Origin of the sequence: Commensalibacter sp. ESL0382, from assembly GCF_009725775.1 — a bacterium.
Taxonomy (GTDB): domain Bacteria; phylum Pseudomonadota; class Alphaproteobacteria; order Acetobacterales; family Acetobacteraceae; genus Commensalibacter; species Commensalibacter melissae.
This window is the reverse complement of sequence record NZ_WNII01000005.1, coordinates 26444-49917: the sequence shown is the minus strand read 5'-3', so window position 1 is coordinate 49917 and position 23474 is coordinate 26444. Positions and strand designations below refer to the sequence as shown.

The following is a 23474-nucleotide window of genomic DNA, read 5'->3' as shown; positions in this document are numbered from 1 at the left end:
CAGTCAACCGATTTCTCTCAAAATTATCCAAAAAAATCTCGCCAATAACAAAAATAATAGGTTATCAATACCTTACACCTTAAATAACCATAACCCAGCCAACAAAACATCCAAATCTCCGATTCCGTAACTCTCAATTTTATTAAATTATTTTTTTAAAAATTTTATTAATATTCATAATGTTATAAGAAACTACACTTACAGAATCAAATAAATGCCAAGCCTTTTATAAAGTAACCATGTTTTTTTAAATATATATGCCTTTAATAATTATTATTCTGTTTACAAAATGTTATAAATACGTAAATATTACTTATAAAGAATTATAAATATTAAATAAACTGCAACGATATTGCAGAAATTGTTTCGAAACATTTTAGAAAGAATTAATATATAATGGCAGACAATAATAAATCCTCAAAAATAGAGGAAGAAATTATACAAGATAGAAATTATCATATTACTCGTAGAATGGTAACCATTCATAACCAGAATACCACCTTCGTCAATGCGACAATTCATGCTTATTATGACCAGGCAACCGGAAAAACCATGTACAAAGTCACCGGTGCTGATACTTGTTTTGGCGCACCTGATGGTATTTATGAAGGACCCATCAATATATCTGGAGGTAAATTAATTGTAGAGAATGGTGCGGTTGCCACTGATTTGATAGTAATTACCAGTGATGGGCAATGGCCAACCGTTGACATTCAAAATGGTGGAATACTTCAAAATTCAAATGTTTATAACGCCTGGTTAAATATTGAAGATGGTGGTTTATCTCAAAACAACACGTATACATCAATAAATATGGCAGACATATGCAAGGGTATCCAAGGCATTTCAAAAAATGATACTTTTGGTGGATATAATAACGGGCAGATTTATGATTCACATCTTATCTCTGCGAATGGTGCCTATCATTTTACACCTGACAATGGCATTGTCAGTGGGTTCAATTTACTGAATAATGCCAAAATAATAAATCCTATTATCAAAGGTGAACCAACGGTTGGTAATTTCACATTAAATGGCGGTACAGAATTTGGAAATATAGATGTAAAAAATAATTATATAAATAATATAAACCAAACATTGGTAAGATTGAATGAAAATCCTGTTTTTATCGGTGGAGACTGGGTTGCAAGCCTGGATCCGGATACTGGAAGAACAGTTTATACAAATAATATCACGAAAATTATCGTTGAAGGCCCTATCAATCTTGTGGACATTAATTCCTTGACCATCAATAAAGGAGCTATTGTTGAACATCTCAGGGTAACAATAAATACAAGATCAGCTGATTCCACTATTAACAATTATGGGACTCTTAAAGATTCCATATTATCAAACAGCACCATTAATAATCACGTTGGCGCAGTAACAGAAAATAACACCTTTTATTCCATAAATTACAATGGCGCAAAAGGCTCTGTTACTAAGCATGATTTTTTCTATCAGTCTGCCACCGCTCCTTTTTGCGCATCAGATTCGAACGGTCAGAACCGAGTTGTCGATTTAACACAAGGGGGTGTTTTTGATGGATCTTATGTTGGTGTTGACAAGGGTGCCGGAACATACCAGGTATTGGTAAACGGTGGTATAATCAACAACCAGGACAATTCCGATCCTTGTTTCTTGGAAGGCACAATGATAGCCAGCCCTAAAGGTTTAATAGCCGTTGAACATATTAAAGAGGGGGACCAAATAATCACCTATCTTGACGGTAAAGAAAAACCGTCTCCTGTTATTTGGGTAGGTCATCGTACAATCAAAGTCAAAACAACCCTTAATGACGAGAATGCCGGATATCCTGTACGTATTATCAAAAATGCGATCACTGATGGTGTTCCTTTTAAGGATATGTTGATTACAGCCGAACATTGCATGTTCTTTAAGAATCATTTCATTCCGGTTCGCATGCTGATTAATGGATCCACCATCTTTTATGATCATTCAATTAAAGAATATACCTATTATCACATTGAAACTGAAGAACACGCAATCATCAAAGCTGATGGCGCTCTGACTGAAAGCTATCTGGATACAGGACATCGCTCCGTATTCAATCACGACCAAAAAGTGATCAGCATTATCAATCGGGGAAAAAGCTGGAATATTGATTCAGCAGCTCCCTTGGGAACAACAAAGGAATTGGTTGAGCCTATTTTCAGTCAGTTAATGAATAGGGCTAAAGATTTAGGTTATAAAATTGAACTGCCTGAAAAAAGCATCACCAATGACAGTGCATTGCGCCTGGTAACCAATACTGGAACAACTTTGACCAAACTATATCAAAAAGAAGGATATGTTGCTTTTAAGATTCCACCAGACACCGTATATGTACGTTTAGTTTCTCGTGCGAGCTGCCCAAACCGGGTTATCGGTCCCTACATTGATGACCGTCGCATACTCGGTGTTTTAATTGGAAATGTGACGCTTTTGCGTAAAAACCAAGCATTCTCCCTAACAGAGCACCTCTCCTCTCATACCTTGGATGGCTGGCATACATGGGAAAATGCCAATGCTCGCTGGACTAATGGTAATGCTGTAATAAATATTGACAATGGCAAAGCTGACAAACCCGGCATATTGATAATCCAAGTACTATCCCATGATTATTATATTAATGAAAAATCAGAGTATCAACAACAATTACATATAGCCTGATTTATTTAGAGTTTAAGATTTGGACAATAATCAGTCCAAATCTTAATCGATATTAAATATACCCCTTGAACCATCTGACAAAATATTCGACACCGTTTTTTAGGTTTGTTTTGGGTAACCAGCCCGTTTTTTGTTTGATTTTGCCAATATCTGAAAGTGTCGCCTCAATATCCGTATTAGGGCGAGTTACATAATTGATCAATGCTTTCTTACCAAGATAATTTTCCAAATATACAATAAGTTTTTCAACCCGTTCCTGACAATTATTCCCGATATTATATACGTCATAATCCTCCAGGGTGGAACAATCAAATAAACTTGTTAATGCACCCACTACATCATCAATGTAGGTAAAATCACGTGAAAGATTATCCCCTGTATATAATGTGATTGGCTGTTGATGTTCAATTGCCCTTGCAAATATATAGTATGCCATATCAGGTCTACCCCATGGACCATATACTGTAAAAAACCGTAATCCCGTTTGTTTCAGGCCATAAACATGACTGTAACTATAGGACAATAATTCGGCAGACCTTTTGGAAGCCGCGTAAACCGAACCCGGTTTATCGACGCGATCTTTTTCACTGAAAGGAATCTTTTTATTCAACCCGTAGACAGAAGAAGATGAAGCATAAAAAATGCGCTCCAGTTTTTCCAATCTACGTGCTTCCTCTAATATAACCAACTGTCCTGTAACATTAGTCTGGATATAGGCAAAAGGATTTTTCAGGGAATATCTTACCCCCGCTTGTGCGGCTAAATGAACTATATAATTAATATCTCTATATTTGTCGAATAATAAGGTTATCGCCTCTTGATCAGAAATATCAACTTGATGAAAAATAAAATTTTTATATTCTTTTAATCTGTCACATCGAGCATTTTTTAAACCGATGGAATAGTAATCATTAAGATTATCCAAACCAATAACAGTTTCACCACGTTCTAACAATTTTTTTGAAATATGAAAACCGATAAATCCTGCCGCACCCGTAATCAAAAAAATCACTTTTGAGCTCTTGTCACTTAAAATTATAAAAAACGGATTATAATCAGAATTTTCCCAGATCTTCAAGTCTGAAGCCCTGCTTAATTATTTTCTAAAAACTTAACTTTACCATAAATAAATATTAATTAATTATTAAATATAATCGACAACTCATAATTAAAAATAAACTATTATTGTATCATTACTTAAAATATTTTATAATTCTTACAAATAATTATTTTAGGAGATAGTCTAATGACCAAAACAAAATACCCGCTACATCCTACTCGTAATAATTTGCATTCCAATACTAAAACCGTTGTTATCCAACTATTAAATGCCCGTCTTGCGGATGGTCTTGATATCGCGCTTATTACCAAACAGGCCCACTGGAATATGAAAGGACACAATTTTATAGGCGTTCATAAAATGATGGATGATTTCCGCAGTGAACAAAACGAGCTGAATGATAAAATGGCTGAAAGAATTGCCGCCATCGGTGGAACAGCCTTGGGAACAACTCAGGAAATCGCCAAGAATTCAAGCATTGCTGAATATCCAACAGATATCATCAGTGTCGATGACCATCTGACCGCACTTTCTGAACGATTTGCAATCTATGCCAATGCCCTTCGCAAAGCTATTGATGAAGCTGATGAGGCTGGTGATGCGGATACTTCTGACTTGTTTACCGAGGTGTCCCGTGCAATGGATCAACAACTATGGTTCCTGGAGGCACATAAACCCTATCCATCCAAGTTACACGCCAAGTAGCTTTTATCTGAAATTTTGTTTTACATAATTTGTTTTATAATCTGCTGGTATTTTTTCCAGCAGATTTTTTTATTTTCTAAAACTGTTATTATTGATTTTGTACAGATTTTTTTTCATTTGATATGGAATTATCAAAAATTGCACTATCAACCACATCCCCTACCTTGATCCCCAATTTTTCTGTTATCCCACCTTTCAACTCCAAGGTGGCGATGACCGGACCCTGGCTACTGACAGGAGCCAAACTATATGGAACCGTATTTTCAGCAATTGCTTGAATATGATGATCTACACCAATAAAAACCATATCCAGGGAAACAAGTGTATTTTTCATCCACATCATGCTACGTTGCGGGGCTGGCCACATAAACAACATTCCGCCATTTTCAGGAATTGAAGTTCTAAACATCTCCCCTACCTCTTGCTCTTTAGGGGTTTTCGCAACTTCTATTATAAAACTATGCTTTCTTCCATCTTTAGAGGAAATTGTCAGAGGTTCTTTTGCCAATTCAGCCTGCGCTTTATTTATTACATGATCGGGATTTTCTGCAACAACCTCCCGGCTCATTCCTGTAAATAATCCTACAATTCCTATTAATACTGAACTATAGCGGAAAAAAAATTTTTTCATTTTAGACATCCTGAATTTTTAAGTTAATAATGGATTAGTCTTTTTTTCAACACCAATGGTGCTACCCATTCCATGTCCGGGTATAAAGTAAATATCATCTCCCAATGTTAATAAACGCTCTTTGATGCTTTTGATCAACAGAGCTCCATTACCATATTCCCAATCAGAACGTCCTATCGTGCCCTTAAAAAGAGTATCTCCGGTAATTAACAAACGTGCAGAAGGTTCAAAATAAACTATATGACCTGGCGTATGACCAGGAATATGAATAACTTCAAAATTTATTCCATCAAATGTCAAACGCTCTTTATCCTTTAAAAAACGCGATGGTTTAACATCTCGAATCTCTGAAGTGGGAAAACCGAAATGGTTACAGTTTTCAACAACTTTACTTAACAAGAACAAATCCTCTTTTGATGGACCAAGAAGAGGAACTGCCCTATTATATATTTGCCCAAGTTTTTCCTGTAACAACATAGCCCCACCAACATGATCAAAATGACCATGCGTTAACAAAATAGCCTGTATATCTATATGATTGGTTTGAATTGCAGAAAGAATCGTATCAACATATGCACCCGGATCTATTGCAACTCCAATATTATTATCCTTGTTCCAAACTAGTGTACAATTTTGATAGATGGGTGTAACTGGAATAATTTCTATTTTCAAACTGGACATTTCTAAAAACAAAGCGTGTTCACCCTCAATATTTATAGCTTGTTACTTCAACAATATTCATTCTTTATACAAATATAAATAAATATTCAAATAATAACCTTAACCATACGATCGTTGCTATTTTGCACCATAACAGAACACATTTGGAGAAATTTTTCTAAAAAAATAAAAAACTCCCAAATTAATATTGCCCTTGATATACAGATCAGTATAAGTAAATTTTGTTCGTCGTAAAATCCAAGCCCTAACCTACCAGGATTCCAATGGAAAAGATTCAACCAGTTATTCCCAGAAGAATTAAAATTCTACTTTTTTCCCTTGTATCTTTTTACACTGTGTCAACAAATGTCGAGGCACGTTCCCCTGTTCATCATACACATAAAAGAATCCATAAAAAAGCGAATGTTCACAAGGTTTCTGCCACTCATCATACAAGAAATTCACATTTCAGAACCCGAACCTATAAATTCAAACACAAATCTTATGGTCATGTCATCCAGTGTGTCGCTTTTGCCCGGTCCGCTTCTGACATTCAGCTGAAGGGAAATGCAAGGGACTGGTGGAATAATGCGGAAGGCGTCTATAAACGTGGAAACACTCCGGAAGCAAATAGTGTTTTGAGTTTTCGTCCAACCAGAAGAATGCCCCTGGGACATGTTGCCGTCGTAAAACAAGTGGTTGATTCGCGAACAATCATAATCGACCAATCTCATTGGGCGCAAAGAGGCATCAGTCATAATACACCTGTCATAGACGTATCCGCAAACAATGACTGGTCAGCCGTTCGTGTGGCTTTAAATGGCAATAAAAATGCCTTTGGAAGTATCTATCCTACTCATGGATTTATATATCCATCCACTCAGGAAACAACCCACCCTATTATTCGTGAAAATACAAAAGGAAATATACGGACGTGGACAGCTGACGCCGCTACAGCAAAAACAACAACTGAAGTTGCATTGGCGCCAAACATTTCTGACAGTGATCTCTTTGGATCTGACGCCCCTAACCGCTCTTTAAAATAGCCTACGGACGACCCTGTCGGTGATAGGGGTGTCCCGACAAGATCATTTGAGCCCTGTAGATTTGTTCAGTTAACAAGATTCTGGCGATCATATGAGGCCAGGTTAACTTTCCCAAGGAAATAACAGAGTGAGAGGTCTTGATTGCAGAAGCGTGCAATCCCTCTGCCCCGCCAATTAAAAATGAAATTGATTTAGATAATTCCAAACACTTTTGCATATGCATTGCAAAATCAAAACTGTTATAACTTTTTCCACCCTCATCCAAACTAATGATCAAGGATTTTTCTGGAACTGCCTTCAAAAGATTTTGAGCGTCCTTTATCTTGGTCTCAATAGGCTGACCTTTGCTTTCATTAATTTCGATTAGATCCAAACTGGGACGAATACGTTTGGCATAACGATTGAATAAATCCAGTTCTGCCTTATCCCGCATTTTGCCAATGGCAATAATTGAAAACATAGAAAAATTAGACTTGATCAGGTTCAGAAAATTCAGGAATTTCAACCCCCCAAATACGTTCAATATTATAATATTCTCTTGCCTCTGCTCGAAACAAATGAACTATAATATCTCCTGTATCTAATAAAACCCAATCACTGCTTTTTTCTATTGCGATCTTTCTTATTCCCTGTTCATACAAAATCTTGTCAAGATGTTCAGCCATCGCCATGATCTGGCGATCCACCATACCTGTTGCAATAACCATACGATCTGCAAATGAAGCTTTTCCCACCAAATCAATGACAACAATATTCTCCGCCTTATCTCCTTCCAAAGATTCAATAATCAAATTGACGCATTTCTGCAATTTTTCGATATCTATAATCGTTTTGTCATTGATATTATGTTGTTGTCTGTTTTGTTGTAATGTTTCCGATAAATTATTTTGATTCATTAATAACTCTATTTCTATTGTTTAATATTTACATGTAACCGTTATAAACCTGATCTTCCTTGAGCCCTTAAAGCTGTGGCTGAAATTTTGTTTTCTGGAGATGGAACAAATACCCAAGCTGGCGGCTTATAACTGGCCAAAACCGAAGCTTTCTGTGAGGGCAATCGATATGAGCGGGCCCATTGTGCAGCCTTTCCGTTTAAAGCCTTATAAATATAAGGAGGGCGTGGAAAAATTGCTATAGGCACGAGCCGTAAAATCTTTTGCCATCTTGACCAGAATACCATTTGTGACAATCCATCAGCGCCCATCAGCCAAACAAATTTACAATTTGGGAAGCGCTGATATAATTTTTTCAACGTATCGTAACTATACCGTGTATGTAACCGGCTTTCTATATCTGTCGCAATGATATGCCGACCATCAACGCATTTTTGTACCCCTTGAAAACGTTCCGAAAAAGAAGCCATTTCTTTTCCGGTTTTCAAAGGATTCCCCGGAGATACCATCAACCATACCTGATCCAATTGTAAAATTGTAAAAGCCCGACGAGCCAGTTGTAAATGACCACTATGAACAGGATTAAAGGATCCGCCTAATAATCCAACCTTTATATTTCTATGATCACCCCATGTCGGTATTGATATCATACAGGTCTCACCTGTCCATTTCCAATAACTTCATAACGATAACTTGTTAATTGTTCAACTCCAACAGGTCCTCGTGCATGTAAACGACCTGTAGCAATGCCAATTTCGGCTCCAAACCCAAATTCACCTCCATCACAAAATTGCGTGGAGGCATTCCACATAACAACAGCACTCTCAACATGATCCATAAAATAACGAGCAGCCTCTTTATCCTCGGTTAAAATAGCCTCGGTATGCCCACTACCATATTTTAATATATGCTGAATTGCCTGATAAATATTTTTAACTACCTTAACTGATAACACCGAATCCAGCCATTCTGTGGCAAAATCATTTTCTTTTGCCACACCGATACGGGAATCAATTTTCACTGCCATAGTGTCTCCGACCAGACGGCATCCCAACTCAATTAAATCATCGGCTAATTTAGGTAAATATTGTCTGGCTACAGCTTGATCAATCAATAAAGTTTCAGTGGCACCACAAATCCCTGTTCGACGCATTTTTGCATTTATTAAAACAGCACGTGCTTTCTCGAAATCCGCTAACCCATGTATATAGGTGTGACATAATCCAGCTGCATGAGCCAAAACAGGTATACGGGCCTCTTTCTGAATAAATTCAACAAGGGATCGTCCCCCACGAGGGATTAAAACATCAATTAATCCAACGGCCTGCAACATGTCTTTCACATGTTGACGATTATTATCCGGTGCCATGGCTATTATATCAGGATCAAGGCCGGCCTCCTGAACACCCTTTTGCATGGCCTGATGGATTAGAATTGCCGTTTGATAGCATTCGGAACCACCTCGTAATATAACACCATTACCAGATTTGATACAAATCCCTGCCGCATCAGCACCAACATTCGGACGACTTTCATAAATCATGCCAATAACACCCAGAGGAACGGTAACTCGTCTAATTTCTAGTCCATTTGGTCTTGTCCAGCAAGCCTGCTCTTTTCCTAAAGGATCAGGTAACGTCGCAATCGCCTCCAAGCCCTGCGCCATTGCCTCCAACCGGTTTTCATTCAATGTCATACGATCCTTAAAGGCTTCACCAACTTCTGTTTTCTCCACTTCCTCGGAATTAACAGACAGGATGGCATTCATTGAAGCACGCAGCGCTTCTGCTGCACAAAGCAAAGCTTTGTTACGCTGTTGAAATGAACTGTGAGCCAATGAATAAGAAGCTTTTTTAACCTTTCTAGCCAATTGTTGGATCGAGTTCGATTGAGATAAGGTAGAATTACGATTCACTCCACCTACTCCTTAATAATTTTAAACAAATAAATTATTGCAGATTATACATTAAATCTGAACAATAAAATATCTCCATCATGAACGATATAGTCTTTTCCTTCAATTCGAACTTTACCGGCCTCTTTTGCTCCAGCTTCCCCCTTATATTTAACATAATCATCATAAGCGATCGTTTCACAGGCAATAAATCCCCGTTCAAAGTCATTGTGAATAACTGCCGCCGCTTGCGGGGCCTTGGTTCCTTCTGAAATTGTCCAAGCACGGGTTTCTTTTGGACCACATGTAAAATAGGTAATCAGATTTAACAATCTGTATCCTGCAGCAATAACACGATCGAGACCACTATTTTCCAAACCCAGACCCGATAAAAATTCTGTCTGATCCTCTTTACCCAACTGACTGACCTCTGCCTCGATGTCAGCAGAAACAATAACAACTTCAGCCCCCTGTTTTCTTGCCATTTCAATAACCTGCCGAGAATACTCATTCCCAGTTGCAACGGCTTCTTCGTTAACATTACACACATATAAAACAGGTTTGCTCGTTAGAAGCTGTAATCGGGCGATGGCCTTCTCCTCGCCAACAGGAATGACATCCCTAACCGGCTTACCATCCTGCAGGGCCTTGATCAAAGGTTCAATTAATTCAAGAGTGGCCTGAGCCTCTTTATCATTTCCTCTGGCTTTTTTCTGTAAAGCAACCGTTCTTTTTTCTAAACTTTCCAAATCTGCAATCATCAACTCTGTCTCGATAATTTCAGCATCCCGAATAGGATTCACAGACCCTTCAACATGCGTGATATCATCGTTTTCAAAACAACGCAGAACATGGATAATTGCATCAACCTCTCGGATATTCGCCAAAAACTGGTTTCCGAGCCCTTCTCCACGTGAAGCTCCCTTAACCAGACCTGCAATATCAACAAATTCCAAGCTTGTGGGAATAATTCTTTGAGAATGCGTAATTTCTGATAAAATAGTCAGACGCGGGTCGGGGACAGCAACCCGTCCAACATTAGGTTCAATGGTGCAAAATGGATAATTCGCCGATTGAGCGGCAACCGTTGCCGTTAACGCATTAAATAATGTTGATTTTCCAACATTAGGCAATCCAACAATACCACAATTAAACCCCATATCTTTTTTTATCCTTTTAACAATAAAGCCACTTTGGATAGATAAGCGTCCATTTTTCGTTCAGTTAACAATGATGCCTTTTCCGCAACTGCATCAATAAATGGATCAAGCCATTCCCTATCCTGTTTTGAAAAATCTCCCAAGACATAACGTACAACTTGAGATCTGTCTTCTGGATGCCCTATTCCCAAGCGCACACGCCAATAGTCCTGACTGCCAAGCATTTTATCCGTAGAACGCAAACCATTATGACCAGCCGCCCCTCCCCCTTTTTTAATCCGTATCTTGGCAGGGACCAAATCCATTTCATCATGAAATACAAAAAGGTTATCAAGTGGAATTTTATAAAAAGCGATACAAGGCTGAATACTTTCACCAGAAAGATTCATATAGGTCATAGGTTTTAGTAAAAGGATTTTTTCACCCTTTATAATACCTTCGGCAATTTCGCCCTTAAACCGCTTACGCCATGGAGAAAATCCATGACGTTCAGCAATTCGATCTATCGCCATAAAACCGATATTATGACGATTTGCCTGCATCCCAGGCTCGGGATTTCCAAGCCCAGCCCACAGTAACATGATCTATTCTTTCGTTAAACTATTCTTCAGTAGAAACTTCGGCCGTTTTTTCTTCAGATGTTTCTTCCGAGGTTTCTTCACTTGTTTCAACTGCAACGGTTGGCGGCGCAATAGTTGCAATTACAAAATCTTCTTCATGCTGATTTGTATGCGTAACTTTATCCGCGCCTTTTAAATCAGACCAACGAATATTATCGTGAATATCCAATTTGGAAAGATCGGCAATAAAGGCTTCTGGAATATGTTCAACGTCACAGTTTACTTCAACAGAATGTTGAACGATATTTACAACACCGCCACGTTTTACACCAGGGGCGATTTCTTCACCTTCAAAAGTGACCGGAATTTCAACGCGAATATGCTGACCAGCAACCATACGTTGGAAATCTACATGTAATGGTCGATCGGTTACGGGATGTAATTGCACGGCACGCATCAAGGCAACTGTTCTCTTATCATCAACCATTAATTGATACAGTTGAGAGCGCCATCCTGATTTTCCCAATTCACGCATAACAAGACGCGGATCAAGGGCAATCATGGCTGGTTCTGATTTGCCACCATATACAACAGCAGGGACCAGTCCCTCACGACGGGTTGCGCGCGCTGCCCCCTTACCAGCCTTCGCACGCATCGATACTTTTAATTCAACAAAATTTCTTGCCACGTTATAACTCCTAGTAAATAAGGCAAAACTGAAACATCAACCTCCAGGGGTGTTGATGCACTATCCTCTTTACCTAATAAACTGGAAAAGTGCAAATATCTTTCTAAATTAATTGAAGATTTTAAGTAAAATACAAATTGATTTTCTTTCTTGTTGAAAATAATAATTACAATCATTCTCAAATTATGCAAGAAAATCTGATCTATGCGATTTAATCATTTTACCGTAACATTCTCTTTATTAATCGTTTCTACAACAATTTTTGCAGACCCAATAGCCTATTCCAAGGAAGATCAAGAAAACAAGGATAATGAAAAAATAACCGTCGTTGGCAAACGCAATTACAATCCATTCGTTGAAACCAATTCTGATGTTGCTACCAAGACAAACAGTCCATTAAGAAAAGTTCCCCAATCCATTACCGTCATCACCCGCAAACAGATGGATGACCAAAATGCCAGGACCGTTTCGGATGCACTTGCATATAGTGCGGGTATTTCTGCAGGAAGTCGGCCAGGCGGACGGTTTGATAGTATCTATTTAAGAGGGTTTGGAGGATTTGGGGGAAATGCCAATTATGTCCAGTTCCTTGATGGTCTTCGTCTTTTACGTGGCATGTCATATGCCGTTCCTTCCTTTGATGAATATTTAATGCAAAGCGTTGAAGTCCTGCGCGGACCCGCCTCCGTACTTTATGGACAGGCCAGCCCAGGCGGTTTTGTAAATATGACCATGAAACAAGCACGTCCCGTAGACTCTTATGAAATGAGGGCAAGTGGTGCCTCCTTTAATTATGGAGACATTATGGGTGATGCTGGCGGTTCTTTAAACAAAGACAAGACACTTTCCTATAGGGTAACAGCTGTGGGACGGTATGGAGATACACAGGTTGATTTTGCCAAGGAACGCCATATCGCCATTATGCCCCAGATCAGTTGGCAAGCCACTGATGATACTTCTGTATCCATGCGGTTCTTATATCAGTATGATCCAAATAGCCTTTATGGTATCGCACTTCCCGCGTCAGGTACAGTTCTGCCAAATCGACATGGAAAGATTTCAACACATCTTAACACCAGTGAACCTGGTTTTGATCAGTATCATCGTTCTCAATATATGTTTGAATACAATCTAACCCATGATTTTACGGATTTTATTCAATTCAATCAGAAATTCAGATACCTGCATCTTGATTCAGATTTCCGATCCATTTCTATCAAGGGACTTGCCAGTGATCAGGCAACTGTATCAAGAATGGCGACAATATCAAATGAACATTTGAACAGTTATAATATCGACAGTAACCTTCAGTTTCATGTTGATACAGGGAATGTAAAACATATACTGATTACAGGAATTGATTATCTGCTTGCAGATTCCAAACGTGCCTTGGGCAATACGGCCATTCCAAGCCTTGATTTGTTCAATCCTGTTTATGGCGCACGTTTTACACCCCTAATCACTTCATACGGAACACAATCCCAGAACCAGTTGGGTGTTTACATTCAAGATCAAGCAAATTATAGAAACTGGTCGTTTATTATGGGTGGGCGATATGACTGGGTCGGCACCTCGACCAATTTCAAATATGGCGGAAAATCAGCCTCTAATTTTGATCGAGCTGTAACCTATCGCGGCGGTATTGTTTACAATTTTCAAAATGGAATTTCACCCTATTTCTCCTATTCCACCTCTTTCATGCCTACACCCGGGACAACCTTTGCAGGTAAGGCTTTTAAACCTACTAAGGGAGATCAATATGAAGTCGGGATCAAATACCAGCCTAATAACAATATCATGGTGACAGGTTCTGCCTATACCATTTCACAAGAAAATGTAACCACAACCGATCCGGAACATACAACCTACAATATTCAGACTGGCAGAACACGATCCCGCGGCTTTGAATTGGAAGCTCGCGCTATATTATTGCCGGGACTGAATCTTATCGCCAGCTATGCCTACAATGATATCCAGATCCGTGCGGACACAAATAAAAACAATATCGGTAACCGCCCTTTGGGAGCTCCTGCCAATCTGGTTTCTGGATGGATAACATATGATCTGCAACAGAGTATGTTCAAGGGTGTTGGAATTGGCGGTGGCATTCGTTACAATGGTTATACATTCGGGGATAATGCCAACAGTTTTAAGGTCCCAAGCTTTGTCATTGGTGATATGCAGGTACATTATGACCTTAAAAACAGCTTTCCCACAATTAACAGCACCTTATTACAGCTGAATATAACCAATATTGCTGATAAAAAATATGTTGTTGCTTGCGCATCAAAAGTTAACTGTTTTTATGGAACACGTCGCGTTATAATGGGACAGGTAAGAGCACAATGGTAATATGTTCTTTTCATTATCAAATAATATAATGGATATAATCTTATGATACGCCTCTGGTTCTATCTGACACTAGTCTGTCTGAATTTCCTGTTATTCAGTCCGGTAAAGGCAATTAACAGTAATTCTCCCCTTGCTGGCCTTTCCACCGAACCCTTAACAATCAACGATACCATCACTTTTAACCTGCAAAATAAAAAAACATCACAAATTTATAAGATTTTTGCCTCTATTCCAAAAGAACCACCCCCAGAAGATGGTTATCCAATCATTTATATCACAGATGCCAACAGTATTTTTGACACGGTTCGCGAAGCAATAAGATCCTATGAAAAGCGTCCGGATAACATCCATAAAAATCATGCTGTTCTTGTTGGAATTGGCTATCCTCCAGATCAAAATATTCTTAAATTGCGAACTTATGATTTAACACCACCGCAAAATACCTTGATCCCCATTTTATACAAAACTGGAGGGGCTGATTATTTTTATCATTTCATCCAAGATGATCTGAAACCCCTACTGGATAAACATCTTAAAATTAATCACCATAAACAAGCCATCTTCGGTCACTCTTTTGGTGGATTATTTACAATATATAATCTTATCTATCATCCAGATTCCTATCAGATTTATATAGCCGCAAGTCCTTCTTTATGGCTTGATCCAAGCATTATTGACAAGCATACCCAATCTTTTAAATCCAGTCTTGACGTTCATAAACTACATCCAACCCTATCCTTATCCGTTGGAGAGTATGAACAGAAATTTCCTGATTATTGGCAATCAATTCCTCAAGTCGCAAAAATAAAACAACAGCTTCTTAGAAAACAGCAAGTTTCTCGTATTCTGGCAGCTTGTGAAACATTTAAAAAAATAGATGATCTTTCAACAACATGCACAGAATTTGAAAATGAAGATCATCAAAGTGTAATTCCCGCGTCAATCGGGCGAGCCGTTGCAATCATCTTTCGATCATTTGCACAATAAATACCCTATCCAGGAAAGAAAAAATTGTATCACCCTTTCCAGTCCAACTCTATCAGGCTTCCAGAGAAACAGGATCCAAAGACCAGGACTTACCTCCCTGAAAGGGAGGACAAGCACATAAAGGTTGTGCATTGGCCAATCTTACATTAGGTTTTAATCCCATCATATAACGCAAGGAACGAAAAACACCTCCATGCGCAATAATCAAAACATGACCATCACCAGCTTTCAGTATAGAACGGTTTACAGCGTCGCTAATCCTTTTACATAAAACATGAAAAGGCTCGGCACCTTTTGGCGTAAATTCACCTGAAATCCATTTGTCATACCATGGTCCCATAGGTTTTTGCTCCTCTTCACCAAAACACACCTCCTTGAGCCCATCATCCAATTCCAATGGTAATTGGACACCAACTTTGTCATGAATGATTGATTTCACAATATCTGCTGTACGTCTTGCCCTTCCAAGAGGTGAACTTATAATCTGAGTAATGGATAATTCTAAATTGTTCCAGTTTCTAGCCAACGCATTCCCTGCGGTTATGGCCTGTTTAATGCCGGTATTATTCAAAGGTATATCTGTTCTACCCTGAGACAGATTTAATACATTCCAATCTGTTTGCCCATGACGAAGATACCAGTAGGGCCGATGCAGTAAAGGAGACATAACGATATACCTTTCAAATAATTAATCAAATAAAGAAGAAACGGAGCTTTCATCCGCTACGGCACGAATGGCCCGACCAATCAAATTATTCAAACTAATCTGACGAATTTTACGAACGGAACGCACTGCATCTGTCATTTTAATACTGTCGGTGATGACTAACTCTCCAATAACCGAATCTTCAACACGTTGTGCGGCACTGCCGGATAAAACCCCATGAGTCACATATGCGTCAATTCCAGTTGCCCCCGCATCCATCAAAGCTTGTGCCGCATTACAAAGTGAACCGCCACTATCGATAATGTCATCGACCAATAGACAGTGACGTCCCTTAACGCGACCAATAACATTCATAACCTCGGAAACACCGGCACGCTCACGTCTCTTATCAATAATTGCCAAATCAACATCAAGTCTTTTTGCCAATTGACGTGCTCTTACAACTCCGCCAACGTCAGGAGAAACAACCATTAAATTCGATTTACCAGCATGTTTGTGTTTAATATCACGTGTGAATAGAGGTGCCGCATATAAATTATCTACAGGAATATCAAAAAAACCCTGAATCTGTCCTGCATGCAAATCGAGTGTTAAAATACGATTCGCTCCTGCTTCAACCAAAAGATTGGCAACAAGCTTCGCGCTTATGGGCGTTCTTGGACCCGATTTGCGATCTTGCCGGGCATAGCCAAAATAGGGCATAACAGCTGTAATTCGTCGTGCAGACCCTCTACGCAAGGCATCCAACATAATCAATAATTCCATAAGATTATCATTGGTTGGATAACTCGTGCTTTGTACAGCAAAAATATCTTCACCCCTTACATTTTCGTAGATTTCCACAAAAACTTCCTTGTCCGAAAAACGTTGTACGGACGCATCACATAAAGGCATTTTCAACTCTGCCGCAATCGCCTCTGCCAATGGACGGTTACTATTCCCTGCAATAATTTTCATCAACGAACTCCAACACACAGAACCAGTTAAAACGATCTATACCATAAAAAACATATTATTTATGTTGCATCTGAATATTTTTCAATTCTGGTGCATTAGAAGAAGCGGACTCTTTTGCATTATTTGCAGGCAAAGGCTGATTATCACGACCAGAATAATTAGTGATGACCTGCCTAACCCCACCAGCAGCCTCTTCTCCAACCGCAGAGCCAATATCACCCCAATAGTGATCAAGACGATGCGCAGGAACATCATTGATTTGTGAAACTTTACCCGCCTCTTTTCCCTTGCTATCGGTCACCCGCCAAATAATTTCAACATGTTGTACCGGATTACCACGTGTCCCCTGCGCACCATCTGTTACACTGACATGACAATCCACAGTATAATCTGCCTGGTCAGGTTTATATTGAATAGCATTTGCCTTGTCCGCAAACGAAATAGCAAATTGCTGAGCAATAATTTTATTTCCGTCTCCAGGAGCCCCAAAAACACCCTTGAAATAAATTTTGGCTGCCCGATGTTTTAAACTATGTGGATCAGCCGCCATCTGCCGAGCTTGTAATCCTGTCAATACCTGATTGATTATTGGCGCAGATTGTTCTGAAACATCATGAAAAATGCTTTGCTGTCCACTTATCCAATCCTTTTTTGAAACGGGCATTCCTTTTCTCACCGCTTCGACTTTTCCATTAGGGGCAATAATTGTAAAAGAAGGAATAATCATATCTTCTTCTGATCTCACCTTGGTCAATAAAATCCAGTCCCCCTTTTGAGCAGGTCGTGCAACTGCGGGAACCGTCTGTCCCAACATTGCCTTTGCCATTTCCTCGGCAAATCCCTGGGCGTTTTTATCATTTAACATTGAATTAGAAGGTGGTGGAACAATTAACCTTGACGGAGGAGGTGTCGTCAATGATGTGGTTTTGTTTTTTTCAAATGGATGTGGAACCTGGATGCAACCTATTAAAGATAAAACACCTAAAAAACTGAATCCAATCTTAAAAGACTTTGAACTTTTAAATTGCATCTTTATGATTTCCCTTACGAATATTGACGGCAGGCAATTGTTGAAATTTGATGTCCTAACACCGCTTTCCGTTCCATGACACGTCTACGATTACTAAAAAAATGAGTGGTATCCATAAATGTATCCCTTCCTGTTATAGCCGCAATACCCACATGTTTACGTCTTAACCGGTCAACACAATAACGACCCAAATCAAACAAATAATATCCTTCACGAACGGGGGTAAAAAAAACTCTTCCATCTGGATCCTGTCTCAAAACCTCATTACGCATGTCTTCCCGCACTTCATAATGTGTCACGGCAATACAGGGTCCTACAACAGCAATGATATCCTGTCTATCCGCACCCAAAGCCTCCATTTGATCCACGACATTTTCTAAAATTCCACATGCTGCGCCCCGCCAGCCTGCATGGGCTGCCCCAACAATATCACCAGTTTTTGTACTAAATAATACAGGGGCACAGTCAGCTGTAACAACACTAATAGCAATATCAGGATCGGTCGTCACGGCTCCATCCCCCTCAACAGGTATACAATTCGATTTTGTAATCCATAAAACTTTATTGCTGTGAATCTGTAACCCTCCCCACAAATAATTCGGGGATACCTTCATATACTCAGCAACAATTTTACGGTTCTCCATAATTAAATGAGGGTTATCACCTGATTTCAAACCACAATTTAACGAAGTATATTCTCCTTGAGAAACCCCACCTATTCTTGTAAAAAAACCATGCCGAACAATATTCGACAATAAGGAATGCTGAATGGCCAATGGTTTACAGTTCATGAAATTTATAACCCTTTTAAATTAGCCTTGTTTTTGAAATATAAAAAAGTATAGTGTGTTTTCCTAAAAACCCGGTGGAGCACATAACTCAGCGTTACAAATTGCCATAACTTTAAACAAATCCCCCATTTCTGTAGGGTCAATCAAACGTTGTACAGAAGACCGAATTTCATTTCGTTGTTCTATCGGTACATGATCCAATAAGATTTTTTCCCTTATCAGTATGCCAAGCTGCTTTAAAAAAGCACCTTGTGTTTGTATCCCGTAAACAGTCACATTCTGTTTTTCTGCAATTTCTTTCAAGGAAGGAAAATCTATATGAGCGGTTAGATCAGCCTCTCCGGGCGGAACAAAAGGAGAGACTTTTTCTCGGTTTGCAATTGCCTGTAAACTGTCTCCCCAAACCTGGGAAGAATACCCATAATCAATAAATAAAGCCGCCCCCCCATAATGACAGATATGTGCTGAAACATATTGTACAATATCCTGTCCAGCTTCATTTACCTCTACAGTGTCACCAACCTTTATAGGGCGCTGGAATACAGGTGAAAAAGGCAATTGGAATATGGGTTTATGAAACACATTTCCTTGGGAAACATAATTCTCATCCCATTTTTTTCCGCCCCTGTAAATAAACTGACGAATAGGTAAAGCGTCAAGAAATTCATTCGCCACCATAATCAGGGGTAAAGTCGGGATATCATAAACAGAATCAAGCCATTGAATTTCAATTTCATAATTTTTCAATGTATTTTCTTGAATTTGACGTAAACGCGACGAGGTTTCAATCAGAAAAACCTTACAATATTGGCAGATATCAGGAGCCGAACGGAATAAAACTCTTAAAATATCCATCATGAGCGTCCCCCGGCCCGGCCCGGCCTCCACGATTGCCAATTTGTCTGGTTTGGGCATAGACCGAATAACCGTAATGATCCAAACCGCGATCAATTCACCAAAAATCTGTGAAATTTCAGGTGCAGTAATAAAATCAGAAAATGGATCCCTTTTTTCATAATAGGCGGCATTTGCCTTTTCCATAAATTGATCCAATCGCATTTCTGAACAATTCTTCATTTCTGCCTTTACTTTTCAGAAACTGTCAAATTTTGCAATTTCGGCAATTGATAAGACTGCCAAATGAAATATATCCCGGCAATCGCCATTGGGATACATAAAATTTGCCCCATCGTCAAACCAAAAGCAAAGTAACCCAAAAAAGCATCTGGCTCACGAAACAACTCACAAACACTTCGTGCCATGGCATACCCCAATAGAAACACACCGGAAAGAAATCCTGGCCGCTCTCGAATGGCTTTACATTGAATCAAACAAAGCATAATAAAAAATAGCAACACACCTTCTGAAAAACATTCATATAATTCAGATGGATGTCTTGCACCTTCAACACCGGGATAAATCATACGCCAGGGTAGCCAGTCCGGAGCTTCACGACCCACTAGCTCCCCATTAATAAAATTTGCCAATCTTCCAAATCCTAGTCCCATAGGCACTACGGTTGTGACACGATCAGAAAAACCAAGAAAACTTAAACGGTTATAACGGGTGAATATTATTAAGGCGAATATAACCCCCAAAGCACCACCATGAAAGGACATTCCTCCATGCCATACCTGGATGATCTGTAATGGATGCGTTAAATAATAAGCAGGCTGATAAAAGCAAACATATCCCAAACGTCCCCCCAAAATAACGCCCAACGTCGCCCAAGTTAAAAAATCATCAACTTGTGTAACAGTTGCAACCACGGGTTCCCTTTGAACCAATCGTCTTACCAAAAACCAACCGGCAAGCAATGCTGCTATATAGGCCATAGCGTACCAACGTATCGATAAGGGGCCGATATGCAACATAACAGGATCAAAATTAGGATAATACAAGGGAGATGACATAAAACCTGTCTTTCATTAAAAAATATGACCTTATAAATAAGGGTCTGGCCGTAAAAGATAACCCTGAATATATTTTGAAATACCTTCTTCCAATGAGGTAAATGCCCGTTGATATCCGGCAACTTTCAAACGTGTCATGTCAGCTTGGGTAAAATATTGATATTGTCCCTGCAAACTCTGGGGCATATCTATAAATTCAACCTCTCTTTTACAGCCAACCGCATCACAGACGGCATATGCCAAATCAAGATAGGTTCTAGCTTGTCCGGTACCACAATTATATATTCCATTTACATCGGGATTGTTTAAAAGCCATAAAATAATTTCAATAACATCCCCAACCCAAATAAAATCACGGGCCTGGGCACCGTCTGTCAAACCATCGCGATCAGACTTGAATAAACGGGGAACACCTCCCTTCTGAATATCATCAAATTTGACCTTTACAACTGAAATCATCTTGCCCTTGTGATATTCATTTGGTCCATATACATTAAAAAATTTTAATCCGGCCCATTGCGGGGGGACAGGTTGATGATTCCTAACCTGTTCCAATACAAATCGATCAAAAACCTGTTTGGACCACCCATACAAATTCAAGGGTTTTAAATCTGCAATATGGTTGGGTTCATCTGTAAATTCCTCCAGCTGATTGGCTCCCCCATAGGTTGCGGCAGATGAAGCATAAATGAATCTTACCTGATTCAAAGCGCACCAATGCCATAATTTTTTTGACAAATTGACATTGGTTTTCCAAACCAGATCCCCATCACGGGCCGTTGTTTCACTAATTGCACCCAAATGAATGACAGCCCTTATTACTTTGCAATGCTGCACCAGAAAATCATCAATATATTCAGGAAAAATTAAATCTGTTGGCACATGATTTGCAATATTGCGCCATTTTCCCTCATCCCCCAACCAGTCAATTACAACCGTCTTCTCTTTCAAATCATAGAGTCTGGCCTGTAAACAAGAACCGATAAACCCTGTTGCACCAGTGATAATAATCATATTGTTTTCATACACATAAATTATAAATTAAAAAAAACATGCTATATTATAACTTTGATAACGTATTAGATTAACTTATACTAATTTACTAATTTTGAAATAATAATAAGGAAAAATCATGCCTAATCCAAAAAAAATATTTGACGATGCCTCTCATGCTTCTGGCAGTGTATTTTCTGTTTTCAGTGGTATCAAGGAAGAGATTGCTGCCATTGTCAAGGGACGGGTTGATGAGGTTTTGTCAACCCTTCAACTGGTCAGACGTGATGAATTTGAAATTGTTACAGAAATTGCCAGCCGTACCCGTGCCGCTCAAGAAAAGTTAGAAGAACATGTCAAAAAACTTGAGGAAAAAATCGCAGAATTAGAAAAAAAAGCAAATATTTAATCGTAAATATTTTAACAGGGGGATATTTCAAACCCCTTTTATATTGATCAATCCAGGGAAATTTTATTGATGGATTTAATAGAATGGGAAGATTTTGAAAAAATTTTAATGGTAATTGGAACTATTATAAAAATAGAAAAATTTCCTGAAGCCCGTAAACCCGCCTATAAAATATGGGTTGATTTTGGACACTATGGCAAGCTTAAAACAAGCGCTCAACTGGTTAAACTCTACCAGCCCGAGGATTTAATTCATAAACAAATTATAGGAATTATTAATTTTCCTGAAAAACAAATTGGTCCTTTTCGTTCGCAATTCTTACTAACAGGTTTTGAAACAGAAGATGGAATCGTTATTACAACCGTGGAACGCCCCGTGCCTAACGGTACAAAAATAACTTGAATTCTAGCTATCTTGTTGATCCATAATTCCTTTTTGCTCAATAATTTAATTCCATTGAATTTTCAGACAAGAAAAATAATTATGATTTATAAAACTGAACATTGCAAAACCCTAAGACTTCTAATTCCAGAATGGCAAAGTGGAGATTATGACAATCAACCCTCCGGCGAGATCTACCCCCTAGGAGCTCGTCTGTTAGCTTTCTTAGCTCCCCAAAATAATACATCCCCGATTGTTGAAGTTCCCATTGAACCTTATCATCAACAACAAAGAACCAGGGAAAATGGTGTTGTTTGGCAAGATGTCATTATTCATCAATTAAAAGCAACGCAAAAAATTATAGATGAACACGAACCTGATCGGATTATTACATTCGGCGGTACTTGTATTGTTAGCCAGGCGCCTTTTGCCTATCTCAATAGACATTATAACGGAAAAATAGGGTTGTTATGGATTGATTCCCATCCCGATATTTCCACCCCCAAACATTTTGATCGAGAACATGCAATGGTTTTGGGAAATTTATTGGGAAAAGGTGATCCATATCTTGCAAATGAAGTCAGATTACCTTTTAAAGCCAACCAGGTTTTAATCATTGGCATTCATAATTATAACAATGCCTATGAAAAAAAAATTGTACATGATTTAGGATTGCAAACCATTGCCAGTCCTGATCTTACCCCAGATAATCAAGCCATTTTGGCATGGATTAGAAAAAACAATTTTGAGCATCTTGCAATACATGTGGACGTTGATGTCCTTAATCCCCGATCTTTTTATTCGCAATTTTCAAATAATCCCATCTCACCACAAACCTTTAATAACGTAAAAGGAGAAATGACCATCCCCCAATTGAGCAAAATCATCCAGGATGTTTCCCTCATAACGGATATAGCCGGAATAACTTTTGCAGAACACATGCCTTGGGACGCACTTAACTTAAAAAAAATGATGGGACAATTTTCTTTCATGAAATAAAATATTAAAGTTTATACTAATT

General features: G+C 38.8%; 25 protein-coding genes. 8 read left to right on the top strand and 17 right to left on the bottom strand.

Annotated elements, in window-relative coordinates; translation table 11 throughout:
* Positions 1–396 precede the first annotated feature (396 nt).
* Positions 397–2673: a Hint domain-containing protein gene (locus tag GM552_RS01240; RefSeq protein ID WP_155564931.1), complete on the top strand. Its 2277-nt coding sequence runs from the start codon at positions 397–399 to the stop codon at positions 2671–2673.
* A gap of 52 nt (positions 2674–2725) precedes the next feature.
* Here the strand turns inward: GM552_RS01240 and GM552_RS01235 are convergent, their stop codons facing one another.
* Entirely contained in the window at positions 2726–3685 is a 960-nt protein-coding gene (locus tag GM552_RS01235) for an SDR family NAD(P)-dependent oxidoreductase (RefSeq protein ID WP_370533577.1), read from the bottom strand.
* 234 nt (positions 3686–3919) lie between these two features.
* Here GM552_RS01235 and dps point away from each other — a divergent pair, with 234 nt between their 5' ends.
* Complete coding sequence (gene dps, locus GM552_RS01230) at positions 3920–4438, top strand: DNA starvation/stationary phase protection protein Dps (protein WP_155564929.1); 519 nt, start codon at positions 3920–3922, stop codon at positions 4436–4438.
* Between the two features lie 88 nt (positions 4439–4526).
* Here the strand turns inward: dps and GM552_RS01225 are convergent, their stop codons facing one another.
* Complete coding sequence (locus GM552_RS01225; protein WP_155564935.1) at positions 4527–5006, bottom strand: DUF192 domain-containing protein; 480 nt, start codon at positions 5004–5006, stop codon at positions 4527–4529.
* An 81-nt stretch (positions 5007–5087) separates the two neighbouring features.
* Entirely contained in the window at positions 5088–5750 is a 663-nt protein-coding gene (locus GM552_RS01220; RefSeq protein WP_155564928.1) for an MBL fold metallo-hydrolase, read from the bottom strand.
* 263 nt (positions 5751–6013) lie between these two features.
* On the opposite strand from GM552_RS01220, the gene GM552_RS01215 reads away from it, so the two are divergent.
* Entirely contained in the window at positions 6014–6775 is a 762-nt protein-coding gene (locus GM552_RS01215) for a CHAP domain-containing protein (protein WP_155564927.1), read from the top strand.
* 1 nt (position 6776) lies between these two features.
* Here the strand turns inward: GM552_RS01215 and GM552_RS01210 are convergent, their stop codons facing one another.
* From GM552_RS01210 to GM552_RS01180, 7 genes are read right to left on the bottom strand one after another with little or no spacing between them, the layout of a single operon-like run.
* On the bottom strand, positions 6777–7235 hold the full coding sequence (locus GM552_RS01210) for a 23S rRNA (pseudouridine(1915)-N(3))-methyltransferase RlmH (RefSeq protein WP_155564926.1): 459 nt from the start codon (positions 7233–7235) through the stop codon (positions 6777–6779).
* A gap of 7 nt (positions 7236–7242) precedes the next feature.
* Positions 7243–7671, bottom strand: coding sequence for a ribosome silencing factor (rsfS, locus tag GM552_RS01205; RefSeq protein ID WP_110439582.1), 429 nt, complete (start codon positions 7669–7671; stop codon positions 7243–7245).
* A gap of 41 nt (positions 7672–7712) precedes the next feature.
* On the bottom strand, positions 7713–8321 hold the full coding sequence (locus GM552_RS01200; RefSeq protein WP_155564925.1) for a nicotinate-nucleotide adenylyltransferase: 609 nt from the start codon (positions 8319–8321) through the stop codon (positions 7713–7715).
* On the bottom strand, positions 8318–9586 hold the full coding sequence (locus GM552_RS01195) for a glutamate-5-semialdehyde dehydrogenase (RefSeq protein ID WP_370533576.1): 1269 nt from the start codon (positions 9584–9586) through the stop codon (positions 8318–8320). Before GM552_RS01195 ends, GM552_RS01200 begins: the two co-directional genes overlap by 4 nt.
* A 44-nt stretch (positions 9587–9630) precedes the next feature.
* Entirely contained in the window at positions 9631–10725 is a 1095-nt protein-coding gene (gene ychF / locus GM552_RS01190) for a redox-regulated ATPase YchF (RefSeq protein WP_155564924.1), read from the bottom strand.
* Positions 10726–10733: 8 nt separating this feature from the next.
* Positions 10734–11306, bottom strand: a complete 573-nt coding sequence (gene pth / locus GM552_RS01185) for an aminoacyl-tRNA hydrolase (protein ID WP_155564923.1) — start codon at positions 11304–11306, stop codon at positions 10734–10736.
* A gap of 19 nt (positions 11307–11325) precedes the next feature.
* On the bottom strand, positions 11326–11973 hold the full coding sequence (locus GM552_RS01180; protein ID WP_255412384.1) for a 50S ribosomal protein L25/general stress protein Ctc: 648 nt from the start codon (positions 11971–11973) through the stop codon (positions 11326–11328).
* A gap of 204 nt (positions 11974–12177) precedes the next feature.
* Between GM552_RS01180 and GM552_RS01175 the strand changes: the two genes are divergently transcribed.
* Positions 12178–14325, top strand: coding sequence for a TonB-dependent siderophore receptor (locus GM552_RS01175; protein ID WP_155564922.1), 2148 nt, complete (start codon positions 12178–12180; stop codon positions 14323–14325).
* 42 nt (positions 14326–14367) lie between these two features.
* Positions 14368–15312, top strand: coding sequence for an alpha/beta hydrolase (locus GM552_RS01170; RefSeq protein ID WP_155564921.1), 945 nt, complete (start codon positions 14368–14370; stop codon positions 15310–15312).
* Positions 15313–15364: 52 nt separating this feature from the next.
* Here the strand turns inward: GM552_RS01170 and GM552_RS01165 are convergent, their stop codons facing one another.
* The 7 genes from GM552_RS01165 to rfaD all read right to left on the bottom strand — a co-directional run bounded on the left by GM552_RS01165 (position 15365) and on the right by rfaD (position 21684).
* The gene (locus tag GM552_RS01165) at positions 15365–15979 is read right to left on the bottom strand and encodes a histidine phosphatase family protein (protein ID WP_155564920.1); all 615 of its coding nucleotides are present in this window, start codon (positions 15977–15979) and stop codon (positions 15365–15367) included.
* A gap of 21 nt (positions 15980–16000) precedes the next feature.
* On the bottom strand, positions 16001–16936 hold the full coding sequence (locus tag GM552_RS01160) for a ribose-phosphate pyrophosphokinase (protein ID WP_110439573.1): 936 nt from the start codon (positions 16934–16936) through the stop codon (positions 16001–16003).
* Between the two features lie 55 nt (positions 16937–16991).
* Positions 16992–17966 (bottom strand): hypothetical protein, encoded by a 975-nt coding sequence (locus GM552_RS01155; RefSeq protein ID WP_155564919.1) that lies wholly within the window; start codon positions 17964–17966, stop codon positions 16992–16994.
* A 14-nt stretch (positions 17967–17980) separates the two neighbouring features.
* Positions 17981–18757: a peptidoglycan editing factor PgeF gene (pgeF, locus tag GM552_RS01150; protein ID WP_155564918.1), complete on the bottom strand. Its 777-nt coding sequence runs from the start codon at positions 18755–18757 to the stop codon at positions 17981–17983.
* Positions 18758–18820: 63 nt separating this feature from the next.
* The gene (locus GM552_RS01145; RefSeq protein ID WP_155564917.1) at positions 18821–19834 is read right to left on the bottom strand and encodes a class I SAM-dependent methyltransferase; all 1014 of its coding nucleotides are present in this window, start codon (positions 19832–19834) and stop codon (positions 18821–18823) included.
* Between the two features lie 8 nt (positions 19835–19842).
* Positions 19843–20670, bottom strand: a complete 828-nt coding sequence (lgt, locus tag GM552_RS01140) for a prolipoprotein diacylglyceryl transferase (RefSeq protein WP_155564916.1) — start codon at positions 20668–20670, stop codon at positions 19843–19845.
* Between the two features lie 30 nt (positions 20671–20700).
* A complete protein-coding gene (rfaD, locus tag GM552_RS01135; protein WP_155564915.1) occupies positions 20701–21684 on the bottom strand; it encodes an ADP-glyceromanno-heptose 6-epimerase in 984 nt (327 codons plus the stop codon).
* Between the two features lie 118 nt (positions 21685–21802).
* Here rfaD and GM552_RS01130 point away from each other — a divergent pair, with 118 nt between their 5' ends.
* From GM552_RS01130 to GM552_RS01120, 3 genes are all read left to right on the top strand, one after another.
* Positions 21803–22072 (top strand): accessory factor UbiK family protein, encoded by a 270-nt coding sequence (locus tag GM552_RS01130; protein ID WP_122122936.1) that lies wholly within the window; start codon positions 21803–21805, stop codon positions 22070–22072.
* Positions 22073–22141: 69 nt separating this feature from the next.
* Positions 22142–22474 (top strand): tRNA-binding protein, encoded by a 333-nt coding sequence (locus GM552_RS01125; RefSeq protein ID WP_155564914.1) that lies wholly within the window; start codon positions 22142–22144, stop codon positions 22472–22474.
* A gap of 81 nt (positions 22475–22555) precedes the next feature.
* Positions 22556–23452 (top strand): arginase family protein, encoded by an 897-nt coding sequence (locus GM552_RS01120; RefSeq protein ID WP_155564913.1) that lies wholly within the window; start codon positions 22556–22558, stop codon positions 23450–23452.
* Positions 23453–23474: the final 22 nt, after the last annotated feature.

Excerpts from the sequence above, each read along its gene's own strand:
- GM552_RS01240 (WP_155564931.1), top strand. The coding sequence starts at position 397 with ATGGCAGACAATAATAAATCCTCAAAAATAGAGGAAGAAATTATACAA.
- dps (WP_155564929.1), top strand. The coding sequence starts at position 3,920 with ATGACCAAAACAAAATACCCGCTACATCCTACTCGTAATAATTTGCAT.
- GM552_RS01225 (WP_155564935.1), bottom strand. The coding sequence starts at position 5,006 with ATGAGCCGGGAGGTTGTTGCAGAAAATCCCGATCATGTAATAAATAAA.
- GM552_RS01220 (WP_155564928.1), bottom strand. The coding sequence starts at position 5,750 with ATGTCCAGTTTGAAAATAGAAATTATTCCAGTTACACCCATCTATCAA.
- GM552_RS01215 (WP_155564927.1), top strand. The coding sequence starts at position 6,014 with ATGGAAAAGATTCAACCAGTTATTCCCAGAAGAATTAAAATTCTACTT.
- GM552_RS01210 (WP_155564926.1), bottom strand. The coding sequence starts at position 7,235 with ATGTTTTCAATTATTGCCATTGGCAAAATGCGGGATAAGGCAGAACTG.
- rsfS (WP_110439582.1), bottom strand. The coding sequence starts at position 7,671 with ATGAATCAAAATAATTTATCGGAAACATTACAACAAAACAGACAACAA.
- GM552_RS01200 (WP_155564925.1), bottom strand. The coding sequence starts at position 8,321 with ATGATATCAATACCGACATGGGGTGATCATAGAAATATAAAGGTTGGA.
- ychF (WP_155564924.1), bottom strand. The coding sequence starts at position 10,725 with ATGGGGTTTAATTGTGGTATTGTTGGATTGCCTAATGTTGGAAAATCA.
- pth (WP_155564923.1), bottom strand. The coding sequence starts at position 11,306 with ATGTTACTGTGGGCTGGGCTTGGAAATCCCGAGCCTGGGATGCAGGCA.
- GM552_RS01175 (WP_155564922.1), top strand. The coding sequence starts at position 12,178 with ATGCGATTTAATCATTTTACCGTAACATTCTCTTTATTAATCGTTTCT.
- GM552_RS01170 (WP_155564921.1), top strand. The coding sequence starts at position 14,368 with ATGATACGCCTCTGGTTCTATCTGACACTAGTCTGTCTGAATTTCCTG.
- GM552_RS01165 (WP_155564920.1), bottom strand. The coding sequence starts at position 15,979 with ATGTCTCCTTTACTGCATCGGCCCTACTGGTATCTTCGTCATGGGCAA.
- GM552_RS01160 (WP_110439573.1), bottom strand. The coding sequence starts at position 16,936 with ATGAAAATTATTGCAGGGAATAGTAACCGTCCATTGGCAGAGGCGATT.
- GM552_RS01155 (WP_155564919.1), bottom strand. The coding sequence starts at position 17,966 with ATGCAATTTAAAAGTTCAAAGTCTTTTAAGATTGGATTCAGTTTTTTA.
- pgeF (WP_155564918.1), bottom strand. The coding sequence starts at position 18,757 with ATGAACTGTAAACCATTGGCCATTCAGCATTCCTTATTGTCGAATATT.
- GM552_RS01145 (WP_155564917.1), bottom strand. The coding sequence starts at position 19,834 with ATGAAGAATTGTTCAGAAATGCGATTGGATCAATTTATGGAAAAGGCA.
- lgt (WP_155564916.1), bottom strand. The coding sequence starts at position 20,670 with ATGTCATCTCCCTTGTATTATCCTAATTTTGATCCTGTTATGTTGCAT.
- rfaD (WP_155564915.1), bottom strand. The coding sequence starts at position 21,684 with ATGATTATTATCACTGGTGCAACAGGGTTTATCGGTTCTTGTTTACAG.
- GM552_RS01130 (WP_122122936.1), top strand. The coding sequence starts at position 21,803 with ATGCCTAATCCAAAAAAAATATTTGACGATGCCTCTCATGCTTCTGGC.
- GM552_RS01125 (WP_155564914.1), top strand. The coding sequence starts at position 22,142 with ATGGATTTAATAGAATGGGAAGATTTTGAAAAAATTTTAATGGTAATT.
- GM552_RS01120 (WP_155564913.1), top strand. The coding sequence starts at position 22,556 with ATGATTTATAAAACTGAACATTGCAAAACCCTAAGACTTCTAATTCCA.